Raw genomic sequence first — 18,037 nt, forward strand, 5'->3', positions numbered from 1 at the left:
GCTAAGCCCGACAGGCGCCTGGACGCAAGCCGGGCCGCCATTCAGAGCGCCGCCGCTGCGTGCATGCCCGGCCAATGCTTAAGTAAATCATGCCAGGTCAGAATCCCTTGCAAGCGCTCATCTTCCTGCAACACCGGCAGGCAGGTGATATTGTTTTGATTGAACAACTGCACCGCATCGGTCAGCGCCGCATGCGGCGCAATCGTGAGCGGTTTGCGGCTCATGATCTGGTGCACCCGTTTGTGCAGGGTGGCGGCGTCGCGCCAGGTTTCCACCAGGGTGCCCAGATTCGGGCTGAGCGCCCGCAGCAAATCGCGCTCATGCACCACACCGGCCAGCCGCCCCTGATCCAGCACCGGCAAGTGGTGAAATTTGACATGGTCGAAAATTTCTTTGACCAGAGACAGTTTGTCATCCAGCTCGACCGTCACCAGATGTCTGCTCATCACCTCAGCTACTTGCATGGCGCCACCTCTTACCGCTTGCGCGCAGCGGAATGCTGCGCTTGATTTCATGTTGCCACATGGAAATATTTTTACAAGTTGCGGCTTGCAAGCATTGGTAACAGGGGCAAATTTGCTTTGATCATTCAGATCTTGCCGCCGCCTGGCAGTTGATCCGGGTTGGGCGCAGGGCTGACCAAAGCAGCGGTTTGCAAGTCAAAGCAGCCACTTTCTGCCGCGCCGGCAAAAGCGTGAATCAAGGCTAAGCGCATCTGCGGGTCATCGGCAAAGACGGTCATCCAGATGCTGAAAAAACCTCTGGCTGTTGCCTGCTTGATGACCCACTTGCGCACGCCCTCCACATTGCCGGGTTCTTGCAAATCATGTTTCGCATCCAAGGCTTCTTGCCAGACCTCTTTGCGCTGCTTGATTCTATCCAAAGGAATTTCCACACCATCCGTAGCACGACTCCCTTTTGGCGTCGCCAGACCGGTCAAGGCAATCGCTTCCAGCGCCATCTTGTGTTGCCCCGGCGTCAAATCAGGCGCAGGACGCACAATACCATCTGCCGCATAGGAAAAGGCGCACAGCGTATTATCCCGATCTGGTAAAAAAACTGTTTCAGGCTTCACATCTTTATTGCTTTTAGTCGAATTGCAATTCGTGCACGCAAGCAGAAAATTGCTCCATGCTGTTTTCAGGTCGGGATACAGGTCTTGCGCTTGCACATGCTCGACCGCGATGCCTTGCCTCACACATCGCTCACAATAGCTGCAATATGACCCCATACGCTGCACCAGATCCGGCAAAGCATCTTGATAATTTTCAAAGGTCGCAGGCGCCGGGCCTCGTCGTACCGGGCGCATCTTCACACTCCCAATTTTGCGACGCGCTTGCGCTCCAAAACCGCTTGAAAAGCCGGATTTTCCGCATACGGCGTCAGCGTATCCGCCAACTGGGATAGTGCGGCATCCCGTTCTTCAGGCGGCAAGTTCTGCAGTCGCTCCAACTCCTGCAAATACTCACTGGCCACATTGTGCTGTTCGGCATAGCGCAAGCTGGTTTCGGTATGCGTCACCTTTTGCACCTGGCGCACAATTTCCTGTAAAGGCCGGTGCGCCAATTGATCCGGGGCCGCGCCTTCCAGGAGCAGTAATTCATCGCCACTGCGCAATGATTGAATCAAGAACGGGGAGTGAGTGCTGCAGATGAATTGCAAACCGGGGAAGCAAGTGCGCAAATCCTCAACCACATGTTGCTGCCAAGCAGGATGCAGGTGCAAATCCAATTCATCGATCAAGACCATGCCCCGGGTGTGCAATAAGACATCGGGTCCGAGATGCGGATTCAAGATGCAAGCCTTGCGCGCAATATCGCCAACCAGGGCTAACATACAGCGCTGACCATCACTCAGATTGGAAAAAGGTTGCAAACGCCCGCGCAAATTCACCACAATCTCGCCCAATTTGGCGTCAAAATACAAATCCTCGCCGCCTTCAAGGCAGAGCAACAAGGCTTGACGCACCACCTGCCAGAGTTGGGTGTCTGCTCCTCTCTGATAGGCAATCCAGGTTTGCTGAGCGATCCAACGACTTAAATGTTTGACGGACAAACGGGGATCAACGCTGTTCAAATAACCATCCAGGCGGGACATACGCAAGTCCAGCTTGCGCGCATCCTGCACTTGATAATCATCGCGCGGCTCTTGCCACAGGCGCCCCACACCGTAATAAGAAAGCAAGGGCAAATCCAGATTGCCGCCTTGCCGCACAGCGCTGTCAGCTTGCAAGGCCAATTTCTTAAGTTGGCGCGCATCGGTTTGCGTGGTGCGGCCTCCCGGGCCATGTAAACTGCGCGTCCAGCTCAGCGAGGTTTGCAGTACTTCGCCGTTGGCTTGGATACGGCAAGGATATTGCGCTTCCCAATGCATTCCTACAGCGCTCTCAAACGCTTGCAAGCGCACTTCCTCGCTGCGGATATGCCGGCTATCCGCACCGCGCACCCCCAAAAACCAACTGCCGGCAGCAATCGCAAGCGCATCCAGCAAACTGGTTTTACCCGCGCCATTTGGCCCGGCCAGTAAATTAAATTGCGGATGAAAGTTGAATTCGCGCTCGGTAAAAGATTTATAGTTTTGCAAATGCAAGCTGTGTATTCGCATATCTTGCCTGGATGATTGAATGATTGCTCATTGTAGCGCGTTCAAAAGCGCAGGAAGTAACAGCTTGCACCCGCATCTATGCCGAGGCGCTCAGGTAAATTATGTTAAAACCCGCCAAACAGCCGATCCAACGCGGCTTGGATGCTGGCTTGCTGCGCGCTCAAATTGGCGACGCAATGTTTGAGGACGTGGCGCGGCACTGCCGCCAGTTTCGGGGTTTCGAGCAGACAGGCTTGCTGTTCACTCAAGTGTGGGCAATAAATCAAGCGGCATGCGGACAATACGCGGCATGCTTGCCATGCGGCGCAGAGGGATCACGACACGGGTATCCAAGGCGCCCAAATGATCGCTTTGAATGTCGAGCAGGTAGGGGTAATCAGTGCGATTGGGACTGGTATTGCGATAGACGTCAAAGCGCGCCATTGCAGTTTAAAATTGGCGCCATTGTTCCAGAGGCAGGCTCGCCGCAACTTCGGCATTGTAAGCAGCGACGAATTCAGGGTATTCATCGGCCCAGGCGCGCGCTGCCGGCGACAAAGCGCTTGCGGCAGACGCATCGCTGTGCGCACCGCATTCATTCACGCTTTCGCTTAAACACACGCTCATATTTGCTCCAGATACAAGTTGAAGGGATGAATTGAGACTAAACCAATGCAAATGCAAATGCAAATGCATTGGCAGACGCTGGAGCGGGTGACTCCAGCTTCTTTGCATATCCACCGGCGCCGGTGTGGCAGGCTCCTGCTCCTTTGCATATCCACCGGTGTCGGACGCTGGGCATCGCTTCGCTCAGCACCAGCCTGCATCGGTGGCAAGGTTCAGCGCCATTGGAATGCAAGGGCAGGCGCTGGTGGCTTGTCAAGGGCTGGGCTTACGGCGTCAGCACTTCCGCCGGCACACACACGCGACCTTCCATCAAAACCCGCGCGCTGCGGCTCATGATGGCTTTGGTGACAGTCCATTCGCCATCCACTTGCGCCGCCGCTGCGCCGACGCGCAATGTGCCGGAGGGGTGGCCGAAGCGCACTGCTTCGCGCGCGCCGCCGCCGGCGGCCAGATTCACCAGGGTGCCGGGAATCGCCGCCGCCGCGCCAATCGCCACCGCCGCCGTGCCCATCATCGCATGATGCAACTTGCCCATCGAGAGCGCGCGCACCAGCAAATCAATTTCCTGCGCCTGCACCTGCTTGCCGCTGGAAGCGGTATAGCTGGCGGCGGGTGCGACGAAGGCGATTTTCGGCGTGTGCTGGCGCTTGGCGGCTTCCTCCAGATTGGCGATCAAACCCATCTTCAAGGCGCCGTGCGCGCGTATGGTTTCAAAGCGCGCCAATTGCGCCGGATCATTATTTATCGCGTCTTGCAGCTCCATGCCGCTGTAGCCGATTTCCGCCGCATTCACAAAAATGGTCGGAATCCCGGCGTTGATCATGGTTGCCTGCATGCTGCCCACGCCCGGCACATCCAGGGTATCGACCAGATTTCCGGTCGGGAACATGGAACCGCCCGCGCCTTCCTCATCCGCTGCCGGATCGAGGAATTCAAGCTGCACTTCCGCTGCGGGAAAAGTCACACCATCCAGCTCAAAATCGCCCGATTCCAAGACCTGGCCGTCTTGCACAGGCACATGGGCGATGATGGTTTTGCTGATATTCGCCTGCCAGATACGCACGGTGCAAACGCCGTTGTGCGGCACGCGCTCCGCCGGCACAAGGCCGGAGGCAATCGCAAATGAGCCGACCGCCGCTGACAGATTGCCGCAGTTGCCGCTCCAATCCACAAACGGTTTATCAATCGAGACTTGACCAAACAAGTAATCGACATCATGTCCCTCTTTTGTGGCCGGCGCGAGAATCACGCATTTGCTGGTGGACGAGGTGGCGCCGCCCATGCCGTCGATTTGCTTGCCATACGGGTCCGGGCTGCCGATGACGCGCAACAGCAGTGCATCGCGCGCCGCGCCCGGGGTTTGCGCCGCCGGCGGCAAATCCTGCAGGCGGAAAAACACGCCCTTGCTGGTGCCGCCGCGCATATACGTGGCGGCGATTTTGATTTGTGGCTTGAAGCTCATCATGTCCCCCTCAAGCTTTATGCGCGGCCAGGAAGTCTTGCGCAAAACGCTGCAAGACGCCACCGGCTTCGTAAATCGAGACTTCTTCCGCCGCATCCAAACGGCACAGCAGCGGGGTTTCCTGGCGCGTGCCGTCTTTGCGGTGAATCACCAGAGTCAGCGTGCCGCGCGGGCTGGGTGCGCCTTCGACATCAAAGGTTTCTGTGCCATCCAGGCCCAGGGTGAGGCGGTTGGTTCCGGGGAAGAATTCGAGCGGCAATACGCCCATGCCGATCAGATTGGTGCGGTGGATGCGCTCAAACCCTTCCGCCACCACCGTTTCCACGCCGGCTAAGCGCACGCCTTTGGCGGCCCAGTCGCGCGAGGAACCCTGGCCATAATCGGCGCCGGCGATGATGATCAAAGGCTGCTTGCGGTGCAGATAGGTTTCCATCGCTTCCCACATGCGCATCACTTGCCCTTCCGGCTCAACCCGGGCCAGCGAGCCGGCGCGCACGCTGCCATCGGCATTGCGCACCATTTCATTTTTCAGAGTCGGATTGGCGAAGGTGGCGCGCATCGCGGTCAAATGGTCGCCACGATGCGTGGCGTAAGAGTTGTAATCTTCTTCCGGCAAGCCCATTTTGTGCAGGTATTCGCCGGCTGCGCTGTTCGGCAAAATCGCATTTGAGGGCGATAAGTGATCGGTGGTGATATTGTCCGGCAGCAGCGCCAAGGGACGCATGCCTTTCAGCGTGCGCGGATTGGCGGCCAGCGCGCCCACCCCTTCTGTGTCCCAATACGGGGGGCGGCGGATATAGGTCGATTGCGCACGCCAGTCATATTGCGGGCTGACTTTCACGCCATCATCCACGCGCACGGCGAACATCGGCTCATACACCTGGCGGAACATATCCGGCTTCACCGCTTGCTTGACCAGGGCGTCGATTTCCTCATCCGAGGGCCACAGATCTTTGAGGCGGATTTCGCGCCCTTGGTGTACGCCCAGCACATCATTTTCGATATCAAAGCGCACCGTGCCGGCCAGCGCATACGCCACCACCAGCGGCGGCGAGGCGAGGAAGGCTTGCTTGGCGTAAGGATGAATGCGGCCATCAAAATTGCGGTTGCCCGACAGCACTGCAGTAGCGTACAAATCGCGTTCGATAATCTCTTGCTGAATCGCCGGATCGAGCGCGCCCGACATGCCATTGCAAGTGGTGCAGGCAAAGGCGACGATGCCAAAACCGAGCGCCTCCAAATCACCCAGCAAACCGGCTTCGCGCAAATACAATTCCACCACTTTGGAGCCGGGCGCGAGCGAGGATTTGACCCAGGGTTTGCGCACCAGACCGGCGCGCAGCGCATTGCGCGCCAGCAGGCCGGCGGCGATCACATTGCGCGGGTTCGAGGTATTGGTGCAGGAGGTGATGGCGGCGATGATCACCGCGCCATCCGGCATCGTGCCTTCGCTGGCAGCCGGCATGCTCCATGGCGCCGCAATGCCCTTGGCTTTCAAGTCCGCCGTGGCCAGGCGCGCATGCGGATTGGACGGCCCGGCCATATTCCGCACCACTGAGGACAGATCAAATTCCAGATTGCGTTCATACACCGCGTCCTGCAGACTGTCGGCCCACAAGCCGGCTTGTTTGGCATAGGTTTCGACCAGCTTGATTTGCTCAGGCTCGCGGCCCGTCAATTGCAGATAGTCCAGAGTTTGCTGATCAATGCTGAACATGGCGGCGGTGGCGCCGTATTCCGGCGCCATATTCGAGATGGTGGCGCGGTCGCCAATCGTCAGATTCGCCGCGCCTTCGCCATAAAATTCCAGATACGCGCCGACCACTTTGGCCTTGCGCAAAAATTCAGTCAGGGCCAGCACGATGTCGGTGGCGCTGATGCCGGGTTGACGCCGGCCCAGCAGTTTGACGCCGACGATTTCCGGCAGCCGCATCCAGGAGGCGCGCCCGAGCATCACATTTTCCGCTTCCAAACCGCCCACGCCAATCGCGATCACTCCCAGCGCATCCACATGCGGGGTGTGCGAATCAGTGCCGACGCAAGTGTCGGGATAGGCCACGCCCTTGTCGGCGTGAATCACGGGCGACATTTTTTCCAGATTGATCTGGTGCATGATGCCATTGCCAGCCGGAATCACATCCACATTCGCAAACGCTTTGCGGGTCCAGTCAATGAAGTGGAAACGATCTTCATTGCGGCGCTCTTCAATCGCGCGATTCTTTTCAAATGCCTGCGGATCAAAACCGCCGCATTCCACCGCCAGCGAATGGTCCACAATCAATTGCACCGGCACCACCGGATTCACCTGGGCCGGGTCGCCGCCTTCTTTGGCGATGGCGTCGCGCAAACCGGCCAGATCCACCAACGCGGTCTGCCCCAGAATATCGTGACACACCACGCGCGCCGGGAACCATGGGAAATCGCGCTCGCGCTTGTACTCAATCAATTGCAGCAGGCAATCATTGATAATCGCCGGGTCTGCTTTACGCACAATGTTTTCGGCGTGCACTCTGGCGGTGTACGGCAGTTTGTCCCAGGCGCCGGGGGCGAGTTTTTCAACTGCGCCGCGCGCATCGAAATAGTCAAGCTGTGTGCCTGGCAGTGGTTTGCGGAATTCTGTGTTCATGCTTGGCTCTTGGCGAAAAAGCCGGCGCACGCAAAGCGGGCGCCGGCGGAACTAAGGAATGGCCTGAATTACTTGCGATCTTTGATCGGCACGAATTGCAGATCTTCCGGCCCGACATAGTTGGCGCTGGGGCGGATGATCTTGTTGTCGATGCGCTGTTCAATGATGTGGGCCGACCAGCCGGAGGTGCGCGAAATCACAAACAGCGGCGTAAACATCGCGGTCGGCACGCCCATCATGTGGTACGACACGGCGGAGAACCAATCCAGATTCGGGAACATCTTTTTGATTTCCCACATCACCGATTCCAGGCGTTCGGCGATGTCATACATCTTGGTCGAGCCGGCTTCTTCGCTCAGCGTGCGCGCCACGTCCTTGATGATTTTGTTACGCGGATCGGACACGGTGTACACCGGGTGGCCGAAGCCGATCACCACTTCCTTGTTTTCCACGCGCTTGCGGATATCGGCTTCCGCCGCATCCGGGCTTTCATAACGTTTTTGCACTTCAAACGCGACTTCATTCGCGCCGCCATGTTTCGGCCCGCGCAAAGCGCCAATCGCGCCGGCAATCGCGGAATACATATCCGAGCCGGTGCCGGCGATCACGCGCGAGGTGAAGGTGGAGGCGTTGAATTCATGTTCGGCGTACAGAATCAGCGAGGTGTGCATGGCGCGCACCCAGGATTCGCGCGGTTTTTCACCGTGCAGCAGGTGCAGGAAATGGCCGCCGATGGAGTCATCATCGGTTTCGACTTCGATCCGCTTGCCATTGTGGCTGAAGTGATACCAGTACAGCAGCATCGAACCCAATGACGCCATCAGGCGGTCGGCGATATCGCGCGCGCCCGGCACATTGTGGTCATCTTTTTCCGGCAGGGTGCAACCCAGCACCGAGACGCCGGTGCGCATCACGTCCATCGGGTGCGCCGAGGCCGGCAGGGTTTCCAGCGCGGCTTTCAAATTGCTGGGCAGGCCGCGCAGCGATTTCAGCTTGGCTTTGTAAGCCTTCAGATCGGCTGCATTCGGCAGATTGCCATGCACCAGCAGGTAAGCGATTTCTTCAAATTCGCAAGTATTCGCCACGTCCAGGATGTCATAGCCGCGATAGTGCAAATCATTGCCGGTTTTGCCCACGCTGCACAGCGCGGTATTGCCAGCGGCCACGCCGGACAGGGCGACAGATTTTTTCGGCTTGAAAGGAACGGCTTCTGGATTGCTCATGGTTTTCTCCTGTTGGGCGTAGGTTTATTTGCCAGCTTTTTGTTGCGCAAACAGCGCGTCGAGTTTTTGCTCGAAGGCGTGGTAATTGATGCGCTCATAGAGTTCAGCGCGGGTTTGCATGGTGTCCAGCACATTCTTTTGCGTGCCGTCGCGGCGGATCGCGGTAAACACATTTTCCGCCGCCTTGTTCATGGCGCGGAAGGCGGACAGCGGATACAGCACCAGGCTCACATCGGCGCTCTTGAGTTCTTCGACGGTGAATAAAGGCGTGGAGCCGAATTCGGTGATATTCGCCAGCACCGGCACTTTCACGGCCTGCGCAAATTGGCGGTACATGCCAAGCTCGGTCATGGCTTCCGGGAAAATCATATCGGCCCCGGCTTCGACGCAGGCCAGGGCGCGCTCAATCGCCGCATCCAAGCCTTCGACCGCCAGCGCATCGGTGCGCGCCATGATCACAAAATCGGGATCGGTGCGCGCATCGGCGGCGGCTTTCACGCGGTCCACCATTTCCTGCTTGCTGACGATTTCCTTGCCCGGACGATGGCCGCAACGCTTGGCGCCGACCTGGTCTTCGATATGCATGGCGCCGGCGCCGGCTTTGATCAGGGATTTAACAGTGCGCGCGACATTGAAGGCGGATGCGCCGAAACCGGTATCCACATCCACCAGCAGCGGCAAATCGCAGACATCGGAAATGCGGCGCACATCGGTCAGCACATCATCCAGATTCGAGATGCCCAGATCAGGCAGGCCGAGCGAACCGGCGGCCACCCCGCCGCCGGACAGATAAATCGCACGAAAACCGGCGCGCTTGGCCAGCAAGGCGTGATTGGCGTTAATGGTTCCCACCACTTGCAAGGGAGATTCTTCCTGCACCGCCTTGCGGAAGGCGGCGCCTGCGGAGTGTAGCGTCATGGCATGTTTCCTTTGTGGGTAAAGACGCGGCAAGCTTTGCAATAACTGTGCCATCTGCCGCAACAGGCCTGCGCAATCGCGCAAAGTTTTGCAAAATCAGCGACTTGCATCAGCCATGGCGTGCCGGGGGACGCGCATTGCGCTGCGTTTGCAAACGCCTTGAAACATTGACGTTTCATATTGAAACATCGCGTTTCAAGCATATTGAAACACTGCTGCCCATCTTGCTGCTCGCCCGCGCCACTATGTTTGCGAATCCTCCGTTGCCGGATTTTGCGTTATCGTGACATGCGACAGCGGCCGGGTTTTGACACTGGCATCGCTTAAGCAATCTTTTGAAAAACTGAAAAATAATTATTTCTATTGCTTATTTATTGCATTTTTATATTACAATCCCGGGAACAGGCATTTTCTCTGCCTGGGGCATCTCAGCAATGGCGCCGTGTCACACCGCGTCTTTCAGCTGTCAGTGCTGGACAGGCAATCCGGCTCAATATTTGACCATCATCATCTGAAACCAATTGACATCATGATCAAACACGCTTTGTTGTGCGCCCTGCTGGGCGTCGCCTGCAGCGCGCATGCCGCGCCGCAAACTTGGGAATTTGAACTGAAGAATTTTAATTTTTATGAGCGTCTGACCTATCAAGGCTATCCAGGCTGGGATCGCAGTGAAGTAAGGCCGAACGAAGTCATCAAGGGCAGCTTTACTGCAGATGACAATAATCAGGATGGCAGCTTCAGCCTGAGTGAACTGCAGGCCCTGCAAGTCAACGGCAAACGCTTCATGCACTGTGAAGCGGAGCGCAATTGTCCGGGGGCGTCGGTTTTCAGCTTCAACCCTGCCAACCATCAATTCCGTTTGTCCGTAGAGGCAGATTTCCGCACGCCGCCCTGGAACTTCACGCGCGAAACCCTTGATATCAATCTCTGGAGCTGGGGTTCGATCCAATATCAAACGTTCACCAGCAATCCGGATCACGAACTGCGCAGCACACTGTATAACAATGGCGCCACCACCTGGGCTTTCAAACCGGCGGCAGCTGTCCCCGAAGCTGAAACCTGGGGCATGCTGTTGGCAGGCATGGGCGCTGTGGGTCTGATGGCGCGCCGCCGCCGCGCATAAGGCCGGCTGTTTTGTATCTCCCTGCCTGCTTTATGCATGCAAGCGGCTTGAGTTAGATTGCACGCCGCCCAATTCCTGCACAACGTCAGCTGCAATGCGCATAATCAAGAGGCATGGCGGCGCTCGATTGATTGCAGGTATGCGGCTATGTGCGCCACTCGCTCCGGCAAGGCGCCGCTGCCAGCGCGCCTTGCTTTATCTGCATTTCAATACAATACAAAATCAGTATTGGCCAGACTGTTGAGCCCGGTCGGCAATACCGCAATCTGCACCGCCGCACCGCCTGCGCTGCCATCCCCGTCATACAGCAACGCACCGCTGCTGCTGTTATAGATCAGGAAATCATTCGCATCCAGCGCAACTGTACCGATGATAAATTTCCCGGCACTCAAGGTTCCCGCGCTGCCCAGTGCAGTGAAAATACTGGCCTTTAAGTGCAGTTGGTCAGAACCTGGTGTGAAGTTGACCAGGGTGTCCAAATTCGCACTGGCGTTGGCGGCGACATCAAAGCGGAACACATCATTCCCATTTCCGCCATTCAGCACATCATTGCCGTTGCCGCCGATAAGCGTGTCATTGCCATCCCCGCCATTCAATGTGTCATTCCCCACATCGCCATTCAGCAGATCGGCCTGACTGCTGCCGCCCAATACATCATTGCCGGACAAGTTGGTGTTGCGCCCCGCGCCAAAGCCTGTGCTGATGAAATGCCGCACTGCCGCGTCCTGATCAACCCCGAACGCCGTGCGCAGATCGGCATATTTGGCCAGATACACATCAGGGTCAAATGTCACGCCCCGTCCTTCACGCACTGCATTATTCAAATAATGTGTCAGTCCGGAATCGGTATTCAAACCAAACGCACCGATCAAGTCCGCATGCGAAGCAATGTAACGCAAGCCCTGCAGACTGGTGACTGTCATATCACGGTCAGCAAAACGCAACAGCTCAGCATTGCGCACCGAATCCACGCCATCGTTGCCATTCGCGCCATTGTTGTCGGTGACACTGATCACACCGGATTTCACGTTATATAAATATTCCCCGTGCTTGCCGTCATACCGGACAATGTCCGTCCCTTCTCCAGCATCCAGGACATCATTGCCTAAACCGCCCAACAACGTATCATTGCCGCCATACGACAGAATGCTGTCATTGCCGCTGGCGCCAGTCAGATTATCCGCGCTGCTCTTGCTGTCATTCCGCCCCGCGCCAAATCCGGTGCTGATAAAGTGGCGCAGCGCCGCTTCCTGATCACTTCCCACCGATGCCCGCACATCCGCATATTTGTCGATATATACCAGAGGATCAAATATCACACTGCGATTTTCTTTGACTGAGCTGTTCAAATAATGCAGCGCAGCACTGTCAGTATTCACGCCAAACGCGCCAATCAAATCCGCATGCGAAGCCACATAGCGCAGCACATTCAAAGTGCTGACATTCATATCGCGGTCGGAAAAACGTAAAATTTCAATGTTGCGCAAGCTGTCTACGCCTTCATTGCCATTCGAGCCATTGGCATCAGTCACACCGATCACACCGGATTTCACACTGTACAAATATTCCGCACTCTTGCCGTCAAATCGTGCGATGTCTGTGCCCGTGCCTCCGTCCAGCACATCATTGCCTAAACTCCCCCACAGCGTGTCATTCCCGCCATACGCCAGGATGCTGTCGTTGCCATTCGAACCATTCAGATTATCTGCACTGAGCATGCTGTCATTCCGTCCGAGGCCAACACCGGTGTTGATGAAGTGACGCACCGCCGCTTCCTGGTCGCTGCCCACCTCTGCGCGCACATCCGCATATTTGTCGATATACACCACAGGGTCAAAGGTGACGCCACGGTTTTCTTTGACTGAACTGTTTAAAAAATGTTGTGCAGCGCTATCGGTATTCACACCGAATGCGTTGATCAAATCGCCATGTGAGGCCACATAGCGCAGCACATGTAAGGTGGTGACATTCATATCGCGATCAGAAAACCTGAGCAGTTCGGCATTACGCACCGTATCCACACCCTCATTCCCGTTTGCGCCATTATTATCAGTGACGCTGATCACCCCTGATTTCACGCTGTACAGATAATCCGCCCCCTTCCCTTCAAAGCGCACAATATCCGTCCCTTCGCCGCCATCCAGCACATCATTACCGCCACCGCCGAACAGTGTGTCATTCCCGCCATACGACAGGATGCTGTCATTACCCGCTGTGCCAGACAGATTGTCCGCACTCAATTTGCTGTCGCTGCGGCCAAGTCCAAAACCGGTAGAGATGAAATCACGCACGGCAGCTTCCAGATCACTGCCCACCGCTGCGCGCACACTTGCATATTTGTCGATATACACCGCCGGATCAAATGTCACGCCACGATTTTCCTTCACTGAGCTGTTTAAATAATGCTGCGCTGCATTATCGGTATTCACGCCAAATGCGCCAATCAAGTCAGCGTGCGAAGCCACATAGCGCAACACATTCAAAGTGGTGACGTTCATATCGCGGTCAGCAAAGCGCAACGTTTCCACATTGCGCAGGGTATCCACCCCTTCATTGCCATTCGCGCCATTGTTATCAGTGACAGTGATCGCGCCGGATTTGACGCTGTACAGATATTCCGCATTTTTACCATCAAAGCGTACAATGTCCGTCCCATCGCCAGCGTCCAGCACATCATTCCCCAAGCCCCCCCACAAGGTGTCGCTGCCGCCATATGACAGGATGCTGTCATTGCCGGATGTGCCTGACAGGTTGTCTGCACTGAGTTTGCTGTCATTGCGGCCAAGTCCAAACCCGCTCGTGATGAAGTGACGCGTTGCTGCGTCCTGATCACTACCCACCGCTGCGCGCACATCCGCATATTTGTCGATATACACCGCTGGATCAAATGTAACGCCACGGTTTTCTTTGACTGAGCTGCTTAAAAAATGCTGTGCAGCATTATCGACATTCACGCCAAAAGCGCCGATCAAATCGCCATATGAGGCGACATAACGCAGTACATTCAAGGTGGTGATATCCATATCTCGGTCTGAAAACCGCAGCACTTCGGTATTGCGCAGCGTATCAATGCCATCATTCCCGTTTTCGACGTAATTATCGGTGACTGTGATGACGCCGGATTTTACGCTGTACAGATATTCCGAGCTTTTACCCTCAAACCGCGCAATGTCCCGCCCTTCGCCGCCATCCAGCACGTCACTGCCGACACCGCCTGCCATGGTATCGTCCCCTCCATAAGCAAGAATACTATCCGCGCCGGCGGTGCCGCTCAGATTATCGGCGCTGAATTTGCTGTCGCTTCGGCCCAAACCGAAACCGGTGCTGATGAAGTGGCGCACAGCAGCCTCTTGATCGCCGCCGACCATTGTGCGCACATCTGCATATTTGTCGATATATACCGCCGGATCAAATGTCACGCTGCGGTTTTCTTTGACTGAGCTGTTTAAAAAGTGTTGTGTCGCGCTGTCGGTATTCAATCCGATCGCGCCAAGCAAATCCGCATGCGAAGCGACATAGCGCAACACATTGAAAGCAGTAACTTGCATATCCCTGTCAGCAAAACGCAGGGTTTCCATATTTCGCACAACATCCACGCCTTCATTGCCGTTTGCGCCGTTATTATCGGTGATCGTGATAACGCCGGATTTCACGCTGTAAAGATAGTCTGTGCTTTTACCGTCATAGAGAGCAATATCGACCCCATCGCCGCCATCCAAGTCGTCATTGCCAACGCCGCCCACCAGCTGGTCGATTCCGCCCAAACCGCTGATTGTGTCGCTGCCGTCGCCGCCTTGCAAGAGATTGGCGGCTTGATTGCCTTCCAGAATATCGGCAAAGGATGAGCCAAGCGCATTTTCAATCATGCAGTTATACGCAATCGTCAGATTGTCGCGCACCGACGATTGCCCGTTCGAGAAGGCCACCCCGATACTGGACCATTTGCCCGGCGTCAGATAAATGGCGCAAGCTTGCGCCTGTCCCTGCGCGCTGAGCGTGTCATTGCCGCCGCCATCCCAGATGGTTTCATACACTTTCGCTTTGGCGTCCCAGGCATAGACATCGTCGCCACTGTGAAAAGACGTATTCACGCCATATAAAAACTGCATGGTTTGAATATCATTCAGCATCAGGGTGGTGGGGAAGAAGGAAGTGCTGAGGCCGGCTTCGATCGGCTGTCCTTCATAACCCCGATAACTCATCACCGAATATTTCAGCTGATCCTCACCGCTCGGCGCCGCCACCACGCCCTCATGCGGGTGGTTCATGCCCATCGCATGCCCCAACTCATGAATCAAGGTGAAAAATGAATACCGGCCAACCACCGGATTTTGATATGAAGTTTGCACCGGCCCCAGCCATATATCTCCGCTGACGCCATCCCCGCCTGGATAATATGCATATGCCGTACTGACAGCGGTATTACTGGTATTACTCCAGCGCACATCGCCAGCCAGACTGGCGCTATCCGTGACTTTTTGCCATGTGATGGCCGCCACATCGGAATAGCGCGTATGCGCCAGATCAATCGCACTCACCTGGGTCTCAGCAATCGGCAATTTACCGTTGACGGCCTCATCGTCAGGCGCAGTGGAATAATCATACGTCGAGCTTTTATTCGCCAGGCTGTAGCTGAGCGTGATCGCAGAACCAAGCTTGCCATCGCCCCATCTGTCGCCAGAGGTCAGATTTTGAATGCTCAGATTATTGCTGCCTTCCGTGACCGGATTAAAGCTGGTGCTGGGCGCGACATTGCCGCTGATGCCATTGCCGCCGCCAGTGCTGCTATTGATCATGGAAGGGGCGCTGGAAGAAAATGTCGGGGGGACTTGCGCTTGACTCATGGTTTTCCTCTTCGTACAGGGGGGAAATGAGAAAACGGAATAGGATGGCCGTCTGGCCGGATATATCGGCTTGAGTATAGCAGCTTGCAAAAAAGAAACTTGCTTCAAAAAGTGGCTCGGAGTCAGCGCCCTTCCCGCCAGCGAAGCCGGGCCGGCGCTATGAACTGCCGCATCTTGCTAAGCGCATGGGGATGTTGCAAATGCTTGCAATGTCTGCCGCCCGTCTGTAAGGGGCTGCGGCAGGACATTGCATCCTGCCCAATAAAAGCAGACAAAGGGGTGCGCAGCGGCAAACCAGACTGCCAGGCCGCCGCCGCACTGCGCTTTGCTGATAGCGGCCTCAGCCGGCTGCAAACAGCCGCACAAACTCCGCCGCCGCCGGCCCTGGCGGTTGTTGCGCCATATAAACGCTGCTGATCGCCGCCACCATCTGTGCCCCGCGCGCCACCAGCGGCGCACTGTTTTCCACCGTCATGCCGCCAATCACCACGCATGGCAGGGTGAAACGTTGCAAAGCCTGGTTGATGATGTCCGGCTGCGTCGCCACTTCATATTTTTTCACGCGCGAAGGATAAAATCCGCCAAACGCAAGATACGAAGCGCCCTGCTCTTGCGCAGCTTGCGCCAGATCCAGGCTGCCATAACAGGAAGCGCCGAGAATCTTATCCGGCCCCAGGGCCGCGCGCGCCTGGCGCACGGCGATATCCGTGCCGCCGACATGCAAACCATCCGCATCCAGCTGCAGCGCCAAATCCAGATAATCATTGATGATGAAAGGCTTGCCATAGCGCGCGCACAACGCTTGCAGCGCGCCGGCCTGCTCCAGCCGCTGCGCCGGGCCGGCGCTTTTATGACGGTATTGCAGCAACGCGGCGCCGGCTTGCAAGGCCGCTTCTGAAGCTTGCAAGAGCGCAGCAGTATCATCCCAATCCGGCGTCACCAGATACAAACCGCGCAAGGCGGCGGCGTCAAATCTATTCATCTCTTCCTCAAACAAAGCGGGTCGCCGGCAGCTGCCGCGCCGGTATCCATTGCCCGTCCGCCACCGGATAGGCCAGACCAAGCGCGCACTGGGTGTAAGTTTGCGCCGCCAACAGCGCCGCTTCCATGCGCTCGCCCAGCGCCAGACGCGCCGCCAGCGCGGCGGCCAGGGTGCAGCCGCTGCCATGGAAGGCGCCATGCAAACGCGGCCACTGCCATTGACGGCGCCAGCCGCTGGCGTCAAACCAATGATTTTCCACCATGCCGCCTTCCGCATGCCCGCCTTTGAGCAAAAGCTGACGGCAACCGCTTTGCAAAATCGCCTGCGCCTGCGCCGCCGCATCCGCCGCCACCCCAGGCTGCAGAGCTTGCGCTAAACGCGCGGCTTCCGGCAAATTCGGCAGCAACACATCGCTGACAGGCAAGAGCGGGGCCAGAATCCGGCAAGGATCTTGCGCCGCCAGCGCATCGCCTGCGCCGCTGGCCAAGACCGGATCCAGCACCACTTGCAAATCCGGCTGTTGCGCGCGCCATTCCGTGATGCGGGCGGCCAGCGCCTGGGCGATTTCCAAACTGCCCAAAATACCCAGCTTGATCACGCTAAAAGGAATTTTGGCGCGCAACGCATCAATTTGCGCCAATACCTGGGCCGCCGGCAAAGGCGCAATCGCATGCACCCGGTCGTTATCCTGCACCGTCAGCACGGTCAGGGCCGGCAGCGCATGTGCGCCCTGCGCCGCAATCGCGCCGATATCCGCCGCCAGGCCTGCGCCGCCGCTCGGATCAAGCCCGGCGCACACCAACACGCAGGGACGCTGCATCATGATGGCGAGACAATCCGGCCAGCCATCGGCGAGGACGGAGAAGCCGCGAATTTGCGCGGAATGCGGCCCGCCAAAAACGCCTCGCGCCCGGCTTCCACCGCCAGCTTCATGGCGCGCGCCATGCGCACCGGATCGCTCGCGCCGGCAATCGCGGTATTCATCAGCACGCCGTCGCACCCCAGCTCCATCGCAATCGCCGCATCCGAAGCGGTGCCGACGCCAGCATCCACCAGCACCGGCACCTTGGATTGTTCGATGATGAGGGACAGATTCCAGGGATTCAGAATGCCCATGCCGGAACCGATCAGCGAGGCCAGCGGCATGATCGAGCAGCAACCGATGTCTTCCAGCATGCGCGCCTGAATCGGATCATCGCTGCAATACACCATCACATCAAAGCCGTCTTTGACCAGGGTCTCGGCGGCCTTCAGGGTTTCCGGCATATTCGGGAACAGGGTCTTTTCATCGCCCAGCACTTCCAGCTTGACCAGCTTATGTCCGTTCAATAATTCACGCGCCAATTGCAGGGTGTACACCGCATCGGCAGCGGTGTAGCAGCCGGCGGTATTCGGCAGAATCGTGTAATCGCTGGGCGGCAGCACATCCAGCAAATTCGGCGCGTTTTTATCCTGGCCGATATTCACACGGCGGATCGCCACCGTGATGATTTCCGCGCCGGCGGCAATGGTCGCCTCGCGCGTTTGCTCCAGATTGCGATACTTGCCGCTGCCCACCAGCAAACGCGAGCGGTAAGTCTTGCCGGCGATAGTCAACCCATCTTCCGTCAGAAATTGTGATTCCATGCTTGCTCCTGTAATGGCGC

The 18,037-nt window shown here is 57.1% G+C and carries 15 protein-coding genes; 1 reads left to right on the forward strand and 14 read right to left on the reverse strand.

The genetic code is table 11. The features are described 5' to 3' along the window. Positions 1–41: 41 nt before the first annotated feature. The 10 genes from V8J88_RS18550 to prpB form a co-directional block, all read right to left on the reverse strand. Positions 42–464, reverse strand: a complete 423-nt coding sequence (locus V8J88_RS18550) for a CBS domain-containing protein (protein WP_338845715.1) — start codon at positions 462–464, stop codon at positions 42–44. A gap of 125 nt (positions 465–589) precedes the next feature. After that, on the reverse strand, positions 590–1,309 hold the full coding sequence (locus tag V8J88_RS18555) for an HNH endonuclease (RefSeq protein WP_338845716.1): 720 nt from the start codon (positions 1,307–1,309) through the stop codon (positions 590–592). A gap of 2 nt (positions 1,310–1,311) precedes the next feature. Beyond that, positions 1,312–2,604, reverse strand: coding sequence for an AAA family ATPase (locus V8J88_RS18560; protein ID WP_338845717.1), 1,293 nt, complete (start codon positions 2,602–2,604; stop codon positions 1,312–1,314). Between the two features lie 104 nt (positions 2,605–2,708). Beyond that, a complete protein-coding gene (locus V8J88_RS18565) occupies positions 2,709–2,852 on the reverse strand; it encodes a CcdB family protein (protein ID WP_338845718.1) in 144 nt (47 codons plus the stop codon). After that, a complete protein-coding gene (locus tag V8J88_RS18570) occupies positions 2,845–3,027 on the reverse strand; it encodes a CcdB family protein (RefSeq protein ID WP_338845719.1) in 183 nt (60 codons plus the stop codon). The genes V8J88_RS18565 and V8J88_RS18570 overlap by 8 nt, the downstream gene beginning before the upstream one ends. Before the next feature lie 6 nt (positions 3,028–3,033). Then, the gene (locus V8J88_RS18575) at positions 3,034–3,210 is read right to left on the reverse strand and encodes a hypothetical protein (protein ID WP_338845721.1); all 177 of its coding nucleotides are present in this window, start codon (positions 3,208–3,210) and stop codon (positions 3,034–3,036) included. Between the two features lie 265 nt (positions 3,211–3,475). Further along, positions 3,476–4,672 carry a 2-methylaconitate cis-trans isomerase PrpF gene (gene prpF, locus V8J88_RS18580; RefSeq protein ID WP_338849926.1) on the reverse strand — a complete coding sequence of 399 codons (1,197 nt, stop codon included), beginning with the start codon at positions 4,670–4,672 and terminating at the stop codon, positions 3,476–3,478. Between the two features lie 10 nt (positions 4,673–4,682). Then, positions 4,683–7,298, reverse strand: a complete 2,616-nt coding sequence (gene acnD, locus V8J88_RS18585) for a Fe/S-dependent 2-methylisocitrate dehydratase AcnD (RefSeq protein ID WP_338845722.1) — start codon at positions 7,296–7,298, stop codon at positions 4,683–4,685. Positions 7,299–7,366: 68 nt separating this feature from the next. Then, positions 7,367–8,521, reverse strand: a complete 1,155-nt coding sequence (gene prpC, locus V8J88_RS18590; RefSeq protein WP_338845723.1) for a 2-methylcitrate synthase — start codon at positions 8,519–8,521, stop codon at positions 7,367–7,369. 24 nt (positions 8,522–8,545) lie between these two features. After that, positions 8,546–9,439, reverse strand: coding sequence for a methylisocitrate lyase (gene prpB / locus V8J88_RS18595; RefSeq protein WP_338845724.1), 894 nt, complete (start codon positions 9,437–9,439; stop codon positions 8,546–8,548). A gap of 529 nt (positions 9,440–9,968) precedes the next feature. Between prpB and V8J88_RS18600 the strand changes: the two genes are divergently transcribed. After that, positions 9,969–10,565 carry a PEP-CTERM sorting domain-containing protein gene (locus V8J88_RS18600; protein WP_338845725.1) on the forward strand — a complete coding sequence of 199 codons (597 nt, stop codon included), beginning with the start codon at positions 9,969–9,971 and terminating at the stop codon, positions 10,563–10,565. Positions 10,566–10,771: 206 nt separating this feature from the next. Here V8J88_RS18600 and V8J88_RS18605 read toward each other — a convergent pair whose 3' ends face one another. The 4 genes from V8J88_RS18605 to V8J88_RS18620 form a co-directional block, all read right to left on the reverse strand. Further along, complete coding sequence (locus V8J88_RS18605; protein WP_338845726.1) at positions 10,772–15,409, reverse strand: M10 family metallopeptidase C-terminal domain-containing protein; 4,638 nt, start codon at positions 15,407–15,409, stop codon at positions 10,772–10,774. Between the two features lie 340 nt (positions 15,410–15,749). Then, on the reverse strand, positions 15,750–16,391 hold the full coding sequence (gene thiE, locus V8J88_RS18610) for a thiamine phosphate synthase (protein ID WP_338845727.1): 642 nt from the start codon (positions 16,389–16,391) through the stop codon (positions 15,750–15,752). Between the two features lie 7 nt (positions 16,392–16,398). Further along, positions 16,399–17,214 carry a hydroxymethylpyrimidine/phosphomethylpyrimidine kinase gene (locus V8J88_RS18615; protein WP_338845728.1) on the reverse strand — a complete coding sequence of 272 codons (816 nt, stop codon included), beginning with the start codon at positions 17,212–17,214 and terminating at the stop codon, positions 16,399–16,401. Next, positions 17,211–18,017 carry a thiazole synthase gene (locus tag V8J88_RS18620; RefSeq protein ID WP_338845729.1) on the reverse strand — a complete coding sequence of 269 codons (807 nt, stop codon included), beginning with the start codon at positions 18,015–18,017 and terminating at the stop codon, positions 17,211–17,213. Before V8J88_RS18620 ends, V8J88_RS18615 begins: the two co-directional genes overlap by 4 nt. Positions 18,018–18,037: the final 20 nt, after the last annotated feature.

The organism is Massilia sp. W12 (assembly GCF_037300705.1).
In the GTDB taxonomy this organism is placed as follows: Bacteria; Pseudomonadota; Gammaproteobacteria; order Burkholderiales; family Burkholderiaceae_D; genus JACPVY01.

Bases quoted from the DNA above. Each gene is read 5' to 3' on its own strand.
- V8J88_RS18570 (WP_338845719.1), bottom strand. From the start codon at position 3,027: ATGGCGCGCTTTGACGTCTATCGCAATACCAGTCCCAATCGCACTGAT.
- prpC (WP_338845723.1), bottom strand. From the start codon at position 8,521: ATGAGCAATCCAGAAGCCGTTCCTTTCAAGCCGAAAAAATCTGTCGCC.
- V8J88_RS18620 (WP_338845729.1), bottom strand. From the start codon at position 18,017: ATGGAATCACAATTTCTGACGGAAGATGGGTTGACTATCGCCGGCAAG.
- V8J88_RS18605 (WP_338845726.1), bottom strand. From the start codon at position 15,409: ATGAGTCAAGCGCAAGTCCCCCCGACATTTTCTTCCAGCGCCCCTTCC.
- prpB (WP_338845724.1), bottom strand. From the start codon at position 9,439: ATGACGCTACACTCCGCAGGCGCCGCCTTCCGCAAGGCGGTGCAGGAA.
- V8J88_RS18560 (WP_338845717.1), bottom strand. From the start codon at position 2,604: ATGCGAATACACAGCTTGCATTTGCAAAACTATAAATCTTTTACCGAG.
- prpF (WP_338849926.1), bottom strand. From the start codon at position 4,672: ATGAGCTTCAAGCCACAAATCAAAATCGCCGCCACGTATATGCGCGGC.
- V8J88_RS18600 (WP_338845725.1), top strand. From the start codon at position 9,969: ATGATCAAACACGCTTTGTTGTGCGCCCTGCTGGGCGTCGCCTGCAGC.
- V8J88_RS18575 (WP_338845721.1), bottom strand. From the start codon at position 3,210: ATGAGCGTGTGTTTAAGCGAAAGCGTGAATGAATGCGGTGCGCACAGC.
- acnD (WP_338845722.1), bottom strand. From the start codon at position 7,298: ATGAACACAGAATTCCGCAAACCACTGCCAGGCACACAGCTTGACTAT.
- thiE (WP_338845727.1), bottom strand. From the start codon at position 16,391: ATGAATAGATTTGACGCCGCCGCCTTGCGCGGTTTGTATCTGGTGACG.
- V8J88_RS18550 (WP_338845715.1), bottom strand. From the start codon at position 464: ATGCAAGTAGCTGAGGTGATGAGCAGACATCTGGTGACGGTCGAGCTG.
- V8J88_RS18615 (WP_338845728.1), bottom strand. From the start codon at position 17,214: ATGATGCAGCGTCCCTGCGTGTTGGTGTGCGCCGGGCTTGATCCGAGC.
- V8J88_RS18555 (WP_338845716.1), bottom strand. From the start codon at position 1,309: ATGCGCCCGGTACGACGAGGCCCGGCGCCTGCGACCTTTGAAAATTAT.